This is a genomic window from Methylobacterium sp. J-068, from assembly GCF_022829445.1.
In the GTDB taxonomy this organism is placed as follows: domain Bacteria; phylum Pseudomonadota; class Alphaproteobacteria; order Rhizobiales; family Beijerinckiaceae; genus Methylobacterium.
Genome location: NZ_JAKSXY010000070.1, coordinates 56,447 through 68,134 on the forward strand (window position 1 = coordinate 56,447; position 11,688 = coordinate 68,134).

Here is an 11,688-nt window from a genome sequence, read left to right on the forward strand (position 1 = left end):
CGACGGGCGGGCGCGCGCTAAGCAGGGCCGGGACTTCGCCCGTCAGATCCCGCTCCGGCAACCGCGCCGCCCCACGGACCCAGCATTCCGAACCCATGTCACCGCACGGCGCGTCCCCCCGCTCATTCCTCGCCGATGCGGTCCTCGTGCACGCGCCGGGACGCCTGCGCGCCCTGGTGCGCGGCAGCGAGATCGGTCTCGTGGTGCTCGCGGCCCTGGTCGGGTGCTGCGGCGGGGTCGCGGTCGCGGCGATGAACCTGGCCACGCAGGCGATGCGCGAGGCGCTCTACGGCCTGCCGCCCGGCCTGCGGCTCAGCGCCGCCACGGACGTGCCGCCGGTTGCGATCCTGTTCGGGCCCGCCTGCGGGGGCGTGCTCCTCGCGATCTTCACCCTGGCGCTGCGCTGGCGCCGGCGGCCGCGCCGGGCGGTGGTGGACCCGATCGAGGCGAACGCCATTCATGGCGGGCGCATGTCGATCCGGGATTCGGCCGTGCTCGCCGTGCAGAACATGATCTCGAACGGCAGCGGCGTCTCGGTGGGCATGGAGGCTGCCTACACCCAGCTCTGCGCCGGCCTCGCCTCGCGCCTCGGCCTGTCCTTCGAACTGCGCCGCGCCGACCAGCGCACGCTCGTCGGCTGCGGCGCGGCGGCGGCCATCGCGGCGGCCTTCGGAGCGCCGTTGACCGGCGCGTTCTACGCGTTCGAGCTCATTATCGGCACCTATTCCATCGCCACCCTGACGCCCGTGGTGGTGGCCGCCCTCTGCGGCAGCCTCGTCGCCCGCGCGCTGGTGGCGCAGACCTCCCTGGTGACCCTGGACCGCGCCGACGCGATCACCACCACGGTTCTCACCACCGCCGACACGGTGCCGAGCCTCGTCCTCGGCCTCGTCTGCGCCGGGCTCGGCATCCTGATCATGCGCGGCGTCACCCTGGTGGAGGCGGGATTTCGCGCGAGCCGCCTGCCGGCCCTGCTCGCCCCGGTGATCGGCGGGCTCTGCGTCGGCGCGCTGGCGCTGGGCACCTCGCCCCAGGTCCTCTCGGGCGGTCACGGTGCCCTGCACCTCCATCTCGAGGCGCACGGCACCGGCATGGCCCTGTCCGCCCTGATCCTGCTCTTCGTCGCCAAGGCGACCGCCTCGGCGATCTCGATCGGCTCGGGGTTTCGCGGCGGGCTGTTCTTCGCCTCGCTGTTCCTCGGGGCCATCGCGGGCGAGATCTTCGCGGCCGGCATGCCCCTGATCCTGCCCGGCATCGCCGCCTTCGGGCTGACGCCGCTCGCCTACGCGGTGATCGGCATGAGTTCACTCGCCGTGGCGGTGATCGGCGGGCCGCTGACCATGACCTTCCTCGCCCTCGAACTCACCGGCAGCTTTCCGATCACCGGCCTCGTGCTCGTGGCCGTGATCGCCTCCTCGCTCACGGTGCGGAAGACCTTCGGCTATTCCTTCGCGACCTGGCGCTTCCATCTGCGGGGCGAGAGCATCCGCAGCGCGCACGATGTCGGCTGGATCCGCAGCCTCACGGTGGGCAAGCTCATGCGCCGCGAGGTGCCGACCGCGTCGCTCGACCAGAGTCTCGCGAACTTCCTGCGCAAGCACCCGCTCGGATCCCCCTCGCGGGTGGTCGTCGTCGACGCGGCCGAGCGCTACGCCGGCATCGTGCTGGTGCCGGAAGCGCACGCGGCCCTGCGCGAGGCGGAGGGCGAGTCGCCCGGCCTCGCCGAACTGCTTCGGCACACGGACGACCTCCTCACCGCCGACATGAACGCCAAGGTCGCCACCGCCATCTTCGACCGCACCGAGAGCGAGGCACTGGCGGTGGTGGAGGATCTGCGCTCGCGCAAGGTGATCGGGCTGCTCACCGAGAGCCACACGCTCAAGCGCTACAGCGAGGAACTGGATCGCCAGCGCCGGGCGGTGCTGGGGGAGGCGGGCTGACGCCGACGGGCGACGGCACGCGCGTCGTCGCTCCCGAAGGACCGACGACGCGCGTGGGAGAGGACTTGCTCGGAAGAACTTGCGCGGAAGAGAAGTGCGCCGCGCGGGCTCAGTTCGCCGCCTTCGGCGGCTGCGCGGGGGTGGATGCCGGCGCCTTCGCCGCGGCCTTCGGGAGCCCGACGACGTCGACGACGTCGAAGCGCAACCCGTCCTCCGCCTTCTTCAGGGCCGCGTTGGCCTCGTAGTACTTGCCCTGGCTGATCAGGGTCGCCGCCTGATCGACATCGGACGTGGTCTGGGTCAGCGGCACGACCGCGAGCACGAAGTTCACGTCCACGTCGGCCAGTTTGAGCTTCTCGATGGCGGCCTTGCGGTCGCCCTTCTCCAGGCTCTTGTTGGCGTCGGCGACCGCCGAGGTCTTGGCCGGCGTCGCCAGGAAATCCTCACCGAGGGTGAGTTGGCCGTCGACCGGCAGCCACGCCGTCGGCTGAGCCGCCGGTGTCGTCGCGGGGGCGGATGTCGCCGCTGCAGGGGTGGATGCCGCTGCCGCGGGGGCGGGCGTCGCGGCGGACGCCGTGGCCGCGGCCGGCTTCGCCGCCGCACCCTTCAGGGCGGATTCGGCCTTCATGTAAACGGCATCGTCGGTCTTGGCCTTGGCGAAGGCCGCCTGGGCCTTGCCGATCAGCTCCTTGGCCTGGGTCGGATCGGCATTGTAGATGGCGAGGCGGGCGAGGTGCAGGTCGCGGAACGCCTGCGCTCCGTCCTTCGAGAGCTTCCCGACATCCTGGTCCGCCGCGCGCTGCGCGGCGCTCACCGGATGAGGCGCCATCGCGCCTTCGTTGGCGAAGGCCACGCCGCCGAGCATCGAAGTCGTGGCAAGTATCGCGACGAGTGTTTTTGTCTTGGTCATGGCGATATCTCCTGAAAACACTTCGTGATCGACAGTTTTTCCTTCAAAACGCGTTCAGATCCGAAATGTCTTCGAAGACAGGGATACCCCTCAGAGGCAGTGAAGTCACATTAAACAAATGTATGTCTTTGGACATCGAATGTTCGTTGACATTCGCCCGCCTCGGTGGGGAGCAGATCCAGACCGGCGGGAAACGGCGTCGGGCGCGCGGCGATTCCTCGCCGCGCGCCCGACCTCCGACCCTGGATCCTTGGATGTCAGACCGGCGAGAGCCGGGTTTTGCGCATCAGCGCCTCCTCGACGGTGCCGTCGCCATCGAGATAGCCGTGCCGCTTCGGGTTCGGCATGATGAGCGAGCCGATGAAGGCGATGCCCAGCATGACGGTGACGTACCAGAAGAAGGTGCTCTCGGAGCCGACCTGCTTGAGGTACAGCGCGACCGCCTCGGCGGTGCCGCCGAACAGCGAGTTGGCGATGGCGTAGGAGAGGCCGACGCCCAGGGCGCGCACCTGGGTGGGGAACAGCTCCGCCTTCACGATGCCGCTGATGCCCGTGTAGAAGCTGATGACCATCAGCCCGACCATGATCAGCGCGAAGGACAGGACGGCGTTCTGGGTGCTGCCGATGGCCGTCATCAGCGGGACCACCATCAGGGTTCCGAGGCCGCTGTAGAGCAGCATGTTGGCCTTGCGGCCGATCCGGTCCGAGAGCCAGCCGAAGAACGGCTGGATGATCATGTAGACGAACAGCGCGGCGGTGGAGATCTGCGAGGCCGTGACCTTGTCGATATGCGCCGTGTTGAAGAGGTATTTCGGCATGTAGGTGGTGAAGGTGTAGAAGCTCAACGAGCCGCCGGCGGTGTAGGCCAGCACCACGCAGAACGCCCGCCAGTGCTTGAAGAGGGCCGCGAAGGTGCCGGAATCCTTCTTGGCCATGTCCTCCTTGGTGGCGGTCTCGTCGAGGGACGAGCGCAGGTAGAGGGCGACCACCGCCGCGATGGCGCCGATCACGAACGGGATGCGCCAACCCCAGGCCGTGAGCTGCTGGGCGGTGAGGAAGCTCTGGAGGACGATCAACACGAGGGAGGCGAGGAGCTGCCCGCCGATCAGGGTGACGTACTGGAACGAGGCGAAGAAGCCGCGCCGGCCCTTCACGGCGATCTCGCTCATGTAGGTGGCGCTGGTGCCGTACTCGCCGCCCACCGACAGGCCCTGGATCATGCGGGCGAGGAGGAGGAGGGCCGGCGCGAGGGTCCCGACCGTGGCGTAGGTCGGCAGGACCGCGATCATCAGCGAGCCGGCGCACATCATCAGCACCGAGATCAGCATCGAGGTCTTGCGGCCGAGCCGGTCCGCGATGCGCCCGAACAGCCAACCGCCGATGGGGCGCATGAAGAAGCCCACCGCGAACACGGCGGCCGATTTCAAGAGCTGGCTGGTGTCGTCGCCCTCGGGGAAGAACACCGGCGCGAAGTAGAGCGCGAAGAAAGCGTAACAGTAGAAATCGAACCACTCGACGAGGTTGCCCGACGAGGAGGCGACGATCGCCTTGATTCGGCGTCGGTTGTCGGCGGCCTCGTCCGCCTTGTGCGCGAGGGTTCCGGCGCCACCTGTCATCCGTCTCGTCCCTGTGCGGTGAGCGACGCCGTTCCGGGGTCGCCTCCCGGAGACGTTACCGCCTGAGGCGCTTTTCACAAGGGCTGACAGCAGGTTGCGACCGGCGCGAAAGACATCCGTGAAACGTGGCTGTGGAAGAAAGATCGCTTCACTGCCCAAGACCGGTGAATAGCGCGTCATCCTGGCATTCGGAAGATCAGGCCAAGAAAACGCGGAACGGTTTTTCGAGGATGCTCGTTGCGGGTGGCATCGACGCCGAGCGGGTTACGCGGGCGTCCCGGCCCAACGAGAACGGAGACGATCTCATGAGCAAACTCTTCCGAAGCACGGTGACGGCAGCGGCCCTGATCCTCGGCGCGACGACCGTGTTCGCCCAGGGCGGCCCGGGTGGTGGCGCGGGTGCCGGGGGCGGCGCTGGGGGTGCGGGCGGCGGCGGCGGCGGAGCGGCCGGTGGGCCTGCCGGCGGCGGCGGCAGTGCGGGCGGCGCAGGGATGCGCGGCGGAGCGGGTGGCGGTGGTGCCGAGGCCGGCCCGGGCGGCGGCGGCGCGCGCGGTGAGGCCGGTGGCCCCGGAGCGCGTGGGGCCGAGGGCGGCGCCGGGCCGCGTGGCGTGGAAGGCGGCGCGGGTCCGCGCGGCGCGGAGCGGCCGGGTCAGGCGGCAGGCGAGCGCGGCGGCCGCGAGGATGGCGGCCCCGCGATGCGGGACGGCAAGGCGGATCGGGACGGCAAGGCGGATCGGGACGGCAAGGCGGATCGGGACGGCAAGGCGGACCGTGAGGGCAAGCCGGATCGCGCAGGTCAGGCCGATCGGGATGGCAAGGCCGATCGGGACGGAAGAGGCGAGCGCGGCGGCCGGATGGACCGGGACGACCGGGGCGAGCGAGGCGGTCGGGCGGATCGCGAGGGCCGGGGCGGTCGCGGCGACCGGGGCGAGCGCGATGCCGTGCGGGGTGCCTATGGCCGCCTCGGCGCGCCGCAGCGCACGGAGTTCCGCCAGAGCGTCTTCCGCCGGGGGATTCCGCGCCTCGCCGCGGGGGCCTTCGCGCTCACCGTCGGCACGGCCATCGCCCGCAGCTACACCCTCTACGACCTGCCGCCGGACATCGTGCGGATCGCGCCCGAATACGAGGATTACCGCTACGTGCTGGTGGACGACGACATCGTCATCGTCGATCCCGACACCTACGAGATCGTCGACGTGATCCGCGGCTGATCCCGAGACGGGGACTATCGGGGGCGGGGCTTCGGCTCCGCCCCTTCTCGCGTTGGCGCTCAGCGCTTGCGGTCGAGGAGGCCCGAGACGACGCGGGCCGTGTAATCCACCATCGGCACGATGCGGGCGTAGTTCAGCCGCGTCGGCCCGATGACGCCGACGACGCCGACGATCTTCTGCGAGCCGTCGCGGAAGGGTGCGGCGATCATCGACGAGCCGGAGAGCGAGAACAGCTTGTTCTCCGAGCCGATGAAGATGCGCACGCCCTCGCCGCCCTCGGCGCGCGAGAGGAGTTCGATCACGTCCTTCTGGGTCTCGAGATCGTTGAACAGCAGGCGGATGCGCTCCAGGTCCTCGGCGGCCCGCAGGTCGTCGAGGAGGTTGGCCTGGCCCCGCACGATGAGTTGCCGGGCATCCGAGGGGCCGACGCTGACGGCCAGGCCTGCATCGACGAGCCGCTCGGTGATCGCGTCGAGTTCCCGCTTCATCGCCTGCCGGCCGGACTCGATCTCGGCCCGCAGGGTGCCGAGCGTCCGGCCCTGGAGCCGGGCGTTGAGGTAGTTCGAGGCCTCCTGCAGGGCGCTCGCGGGCAGGCCCGGCGGCAGGTCGAGGAGCCGGTTCTCCACCGAGCCGTCGTCCGAGACGAGCACCACGAGGGCGCGGCTCGGGTCGAGGCGCACGAACTCGATGTGCTTGAGGTGCACGTTGGTCTTGTGGGTGAGCACCACGCCCGCGCCGCGCGAGATGCCCGAGAGCAACATCGAGGCCTCGGCTAGGGCCGAATCGAAGGTGTGGCCGGAGGCCGCTGCCCGCATCTGCATCTCGATCCGCTCCTGCTCCTCGCGGCCGACATCGCCGAGTTCGAGCATCGCATCCACGAAGAAGCGCAGGCCCTGCTCGGTGGGCAGCCGTCCGGCGGAGGCGTGGGGCGCGAAGATGAGGCCGGAATGCTCGAGGTCCGCCATCACGTTGCGGATCGAGGCCGGCGACAGGGCCATCGGCAGGATGCGGGCGAGGTTGCGCGAGCCGACCGGCTCACCGGTCGTGAGGTAGCTCTCCACGATCTGCCGGAAGATCTCGCGCGAGCGCTCGTTCAGCGCGGCGAGAACCTGCATCTGGTGCGATGTCGAAAAGGGGCGGGCGGGCTCGGTCACGATCCATTCCTGACGTTTGATTGTGACCGCCTCGCGCCCGATAGACAATGCTCCGCACCGTCGCGGCGCGGGAGAGCGAGGACGAAGGCGCCTTCAGACGCCGGATCATCCCGCATCGCTGTCCGAAGCCGGTGCGTCACGGGTCGAGACCATTCCGGGTCTCGTTGAGACCGTTTCAGGTCTCCTTGAGACCGTTTCGGGTCTCGTTGAGACCATTCCGGGCCTCGGTGCGTTGCTCGGGTCCATCGTGCGATGGCGAAGGCCCTCGCGATCGCGGTGCCTTCACCGCCGCCCGGTGGCTCGAACCACCCGACCCGCGTCGTTCCCCAGCACGCGTCGTCCACAGGAGTGCAAGCACGATGAAGAACCCCTCTCGATCCGGCCTGATCAAGGGCCTCGCGATGGCTCTCGCCCTCGTCGGCGCGATGCTGTTCGGCGCCCCGCGGGACGCCCAGGCCGCGCCCGCGATCGCGTCGGCCCAGGTCGCCGCGAACGCGCCGGCCTCCGGCATCACCGACGTGCAGTATGGCGGCGGACATTGGCGCCATCACCGCCACCATGGCCGTCGCTTCCACCACCATCATCGCGGCCACCATTTCGGCCACCATCACCACCGCCGGCATTTCGGCCGGCACTTCGGCCACCGTCACGGCCATCATTTCGGCCACCGCCGCCACCGCTACTGAGATCGTCCCCGCTTGATCGAAGCGGAGACGATCTCGCTCAGCCCGCGCGGCGCCTGAGCGACGCCCGAATCCGCCATCCCAAAGGGATCGAACGGATTTGGTCTGACCCCTCGGGCCGCCCTTCCGGGGCGGCCCCTTCGGCGGCCCGGCGCCCTCGCCACGCGGGCGCACCCGCCCGGCGGGACCTTGCCGGGCCGGACCCCAAACCGTAAAGCCCGCTCCCGACCACCACGAAGGAGAGCGGCATGCGGCCCTCGAAGCGCGCGAACGACGCCTTGCGCAACGTCACCCTGGAGCGCGCCGTCTCCCGCCACGCCGAGGGCTCCTGCCTCGTCAGCTTCGGCGACACGAAGGTGCTCTGCACCGCCACCCTGGAGGAGCGCGGGCCGGGCTGGCTGCGCGGCTCCGGCAAGGGCTGGGTCACCGCCGAGTACGCCATGCTGCCGCGGGCCACGCACGAGCGCACCCGGCGCGAGGTGACCTCCGGCAAGCCCTCCGGCCGGACCCAGGAGATCCAGCGCCTGATCGGCCGCAGCTTACGCGCCGTCACCAACTTGGCCGCGCTCGGCGAGCGCCAGATCACGGTGGATTGCGACGTGATCCAGGCCGATGGCGGCACCCGCACCGCCGCGATCACGGGCGCCTGGGTGGCGCTGCACGATTGCTTCACCTGGATGCGCGGCCGCTCGATCATCTCCGTGGACCCCTTGCGCGACCACGTGGCGGCGATCTCCTGCGGGATCTACAAGGGCCGTCCGGTGCTCGATCTCGACTACGAGGAGGATTCGGGCGCCGAGACGGACGCCAACTTCGTCATCACCGGCAGTGGCGGCCTCGTGGAGGTGCAGGGCACCGCCGAGGGCCAGCCGTTCTCCGAGGACGAACTCCTGGCCCTGCTTGGCCTCGCCAAGGGCGGCATCCGCAGCCTCGTCGCCCTCCAGAAGCAGGCCATCGGCGCATGAGCGACCATCGCATCCTCACGGGCCGGGTCGTCATCGCGACCCACAACGCGGGCAAGCTCGTCGAGATGCGCGAGTTGCTCGCGCCCTTCGGCGTCGAGGCGGTCTCGGCCGGGGAACTCGGCCTGCCCGAGCCCGACGAGACCGGGACGATGTTTTCCGAGAACGCCGCCATCAAGGCGCTGGCCGCCGCGCGGGCTTCCGGACTGCCAGCCTTCGCCGACGATTCCGGCCTCTGCGTCAACGCCCTCGACGGGGCGCCGGGCCTGTTCTCGGCCCGCTGGGCCGGCCCGACCAAGGACTTTTCCGGCGCCATAGCGCGGATCGCCGCCGAACTCGACAAGCGTGGGGCCACCACCCGGCGCGCGCACTTCGTCTCGGCTCTGGTCATCGCCTGGCCGGACGGCCACACCGAGACCTTCGAGGGCCGCGTCTTCGGCGAACTCGTCGCCCCGCGCGGGACGTCCGGCTTCGGCTACGACCCGATGTTCCTGCCCGACGGCCACGACCGCACCTTCGGCGAGATCTCCTCGGAGGAGAAGCACGGCGTCGACTGGGAGACGGGCGAGGCTCTCTCGCACCGGGCGCGCGCCTTCGTGATCCTGGCACGGAGCTGCCTGCGCCGGCCCTGAGCCTCGCGCGGACGGAACATGCTCGAGAACACGCGCGGGATTGCCAAACCGTGATACCGCGCGCACATGCGCGCCATGACCGAACCGACAGGCCCGGACCATCCGACCCGCGACGCGGGCTTCGGGGTCTACGTGCATTGGCCCTTCTGCGCCTCGAAGTGCCCCTATTGCGACTTCAACAGCCACGTGCGCCACGCGCCCGTGGACGAGGGCCGCTTCCTGAAGGCCTTCCGGGCCGAGATCGCCCACGTGGCCGCCCGCACGCCGGGCCGCACCGTGTCGAGCGTCTTCCTGGGCGGCGGAACCCCGTCCCTGATGCAGCCCGCCACCGTGGCGGGCCTGCTCGACGCCATCGGGGGCGCCTGGAGCGTCGCGCCGGACGTCGAGATCACGCTGGAGGCCAACCCGACCAGCGTGGAGGCGGAGCGCTTTCGCGGCTACCGGGCGGCGGGGGTCAACCGGGTCTCCCTCGGCGTCCAGGCCATGGACGACGCCGCGCTGAGGCAACTCGGGCGCCTCCACAGCGCGGCGGAAGCGATGGCGGCCGTCAAGGTCGCGGCCACGTATTTCGAGCGCTACTCCTTCGACCTGATCTATGCCCGCCCGGACCAGGACCCGGCGGCGTGGCGTGCGGAATTGTCGGAGGCCATCGCGCGCGCGGCCGAGCATCTCTCGCTCTACCAGCTCACCATCGAGCCGGGCACGCCGTTCTTCGGCCTCGCCGCCGCCGGCAAGCTGCGGCCGCCGGACGACGACGCCGCGCGCATCCTCTACGACGTGACGCAGGAGGTCTGCGACCGGGCCAACCTCTCGGCCTACGAGATCTCGAACCACGCTCGCGCGGGCGCGGAATCCCGCCACAACCTGCTCTACTGGCGCTACGGCGAATATGCGGGAATCGGCCCCGGCGCGCATGGGCGCCTCGTCACGCAGACGGGCCGCATCGGCACCGTCACCGAGCGGGCGCCGGAAGCCTGGCTCGCGCGGGTGGAGCGCGACGGCCACGGCATCGTCGAGACCGAGGCGCTGGCGCCGGCCGACCAGGGCGACGAGTTCCTGATGATGGGCCTGCGCCTGCGCGAGGGCATCGACCCCGCCCGCTATGCCGTCCTCAAGGGCCGCGCCCTCGACGCGGCGCGCATCGCGGACCTCGTCGGCGACGGCCTGATCGCGACATTGGCGAACGGACGCATCGCCGCGACGCCCGCCGGGGCGCCGGTCCTCAACGCGGTGGTGGCGGCGCTGGCCGCCTGATCAGGTGCCCGAGGGGCCGAGGGTGCGGGGCGCCGGACTGACCACGGCCGGCGCGCCGGAGCGGATCTCGAAGATCGCCAAAGCGCGGTCGCTCGGCCCGTCGGGCCGGAAGCGGAAAGTCCCGTCGATGCCGAAGAAGCCGGACGGATTGGTCAGCGTCGTGTCGGCGAAGCGCTGCGATCCGTATTGCCGCGACAGGGCCGCCATCAGCGAGACGGCGTCGTAGGCCAGCGTCGCGACGCGCGGCGGCGCGGCCCCGAAGCGGGCCTGATAGCGCTGCGCGAAGCCGTTGAAGCCGGCGACATCCGGCGCGGCGTACCAGCCGCCCTGGAGCGCCGGCTGAGCGAAGACGCGCGGGTCGTTCCAGATCGCCGTCCCGATCGGCCGCACGCGGGCGGGCGAGAAGCCCGCCTTGGTCAGCGCCGCCGCGACCGTGCCGAGGCCGTCCGGCGTATCCGGCAGGAACAGGGCGTCGGCCTGGGCGCCGGGTCCGGTGATCAGCCCGGAGAGGCGGCCGATGGCGGGGGCCGGGTTGCCGGCCGGATAGCGCTCGATGGCCACGAGCCGCGCGCCCTTGCGGGCCACCGCCTCGCGGAACTGCGCCTCGACGGCGTTGCCGTAGCTCGTCTCGGGAATCATCGCCGCGAAGGACTTGCGCCCGCCCGCTACGGCCTCGTCCACCACCCGGTCGACCTCCGCCTGCGGCAGGAAGCTGAGGAGGTAGGTGCCGCGCGCGGCGACCCCCGAATCGGTCGAGAACGCGATCAGCGGTTTGCCGGCCGCGCGCACGACCGTGGAGGCCGCCTGGACGTTGGCGGCGAAGAGCGGACCGAGCACGAGTTCGGCCCCGTCCGCCAGCGCCGCCTGCGCGGCCTCGCGCGCGCCGTCCGGCGATCCGCGGTCGTCCTTCACCACGATCTGCAGGTCCGGCTTCTGGAAATCCTCGATCGCGAGCTCAGCGGCGTTGCGCATCGCCGTGCCCACGGCCGAGCCGGGTCCGGTGAGCGGCACGACGAGCGCGACCTTGACCGATCCGGTGCCGATCCGGCTTCCCGCGGCGGCCAGCGGCGCATCGGGTGCGGGCGCCTCCGCCTGCTGGACGGGTGCTGCGCGCCGCTCCACCCGCGCGCCGCCATCCGGGCCGCCGACGCAGGCCCCGAGCGTTCCCGCCAGGGCCGCACCGAGCAGGAGGCCCGCCAGTCCGAACGATCCGGGTCGTCGCCGCGTCGCGCTTGTCATCGGATGGATCCCCCCGTCGCCGGCCGACGACCCAGGCTTAAAGTCTAGGGACCAAAAGTAAATGTGAGCCCATGCGAGCCGGCGCAT

Annotated in this window: 10 protein-coding genes; 6 read left to right on the forward strand and 4 right to left on the reverse strand. The window is 70.8% G+C overall.

Features of this window, described 5'->3' with window-relative positions; all coding sequences use genetic code 11:
• Positions 1–95 precede the first annotated feature (95 nt).
• On the forward strand, positions 96–1,940 hold the full coding sequence (locus tag MKK54_RS10495) for a chloride channel protein (RefSeq protein ID WP_244010735.1): 1,845 nt from the start codon (positions 96–98) through the stop codon (positions 1,938–1,940).
• Positions 1,941–2,049: 109 nt separating this feature from the next.
• Here the strand turns inward: MKK54_RS10495 and MKK54_RS10500 are convergent, their stop codons facing one another.
• Both MKK54_RS10500 and MKK54_RS10505 read right to left on the reverse strand, forming a co-directional pair.
• Positions 2,050–2,850, reverse strand: coding sequence for a YfdX family protein (locus MKK54_RS10500; protein ID WP_244010736.1), 801 nt, complete (start codon positions 2,848–2,850; stop codon positions 2,050–2,052).
• A gap of 257 nt (positions 2,851–3,107) precedes the next feature.
• On the reverse strand, positions 3,108–4,466 hold the full coding sequence (locus MKK54_RS10505; RefSeq protein ID WP_244010737.1) for an MFS family transporter: 1,359 nt from the start codon (positions 4,464–4,466) through the stop codon (positions 3,108–3,110).
• 305 nt (positions 4,467–4,771) lie between these two features.
• Between MKK54_RS10505 and MKK54_RS10510 the strand changes: the two genes are divergently transcribed.
• Positions 4,772–5,677, forward strand: coding sequence for a DUF1236 domain-containing protein (locus tag MKK54_RS10510; RefSeq protein WP_244010738.1), 906 nt, complete (start codon positions 4,772–4,774; stop codon positions 5,675–5,677).
• A gap of 59 nt (positions 5,678–5,736) precedes the next feature.
• Here MKK54_RS10510 and hrcA read toward each other — a convergent pair whose 3' ends face one another.
• Positions 5,737–6,792 carry a heat-inducible transcriptional repressor HrcA gene (hrcA, locus tag MKK54_RS10515; protein ID WP_244010811.1) on the reverse strand — a complete coding sequence of 352 codons (1,056 nt, stop codon included), beginning with the start codon at positions 6,790–6,792 and terminating at the stop codon, positions 5,737–5,739.
• 398 nt (positions 6,793–7,190) lie between these two features.
• Here hrcA and MKK54_RS10520 point away from each other — a divergent pair, with 398 nt between their 5' ends.
• From MKK54_RS10520 to hemW, 4 genes are all read left to right on the forward strand, one after another.
• On the forward strand, positions 7,191–7,517 hold the full coding sequence (locus MKK54_RS10520; RefSeq protein WP_244010739.1) for a hypothetical protein: 327 nt from the start codon (positions 7,191–7,193) through the stop codon (positions 7,515–7,517).
• A gap of 245 nt (positions 7,518–7,762) precedes the next feature.
• The gene (gene rph, locus MKK54_RS10525; protein WP_244010740.1) at positions 7,763–8,479 is read left to right on the forward strand and encodes a ribonuclease PH; all 717 of its coding nucleotides are present in this window, start codon (positions 7,763–7,765) and stop codon (positions 8,477–8,479) included.
• Positions 8,476–9,108, forward strand: coding sequence for an RdgB/HAM1 family non-canonical purine NTP pyrophosphatase (rdgB, locus tag MKK54_RS10530; protein WP_244010741.1), 633 nt, complete (start codon positions 8,476–8,478; stop codon positions 9,106–9,108). Before rph ends, rdgB begins: the two co-directional genes overlap by 4 nt.
• 75 nt (positions 9,109–9,183) lie before the next feature.
• A complete protein-coding gene (gene hemW / locus MKK54_RS10535) occupies positions 9,184–10,362 on the forward strand; it encodes a radical SAM family heme chaperone HemW (RefSeq protein ID WP_244010742.1) in 1,179 nt (392 codons plus the stop codon).
• Here hemW and MKK54_RS10540 read toward each other — a convergent pair whose 3' ends face one another.
• Positions 10,363–11,601: a penicillin-binding protein activator gene (locus MKK54_RS10540; protein WP_244010743.1), complete on the reverse strand. Its 1,239-nt coding sequence runs from the start codon at positions 11,599–11,601 to the stop codon at positions 10,363–10,365.
• Positions 11,602–11,688: the final 87 nt, after the last annotated feature.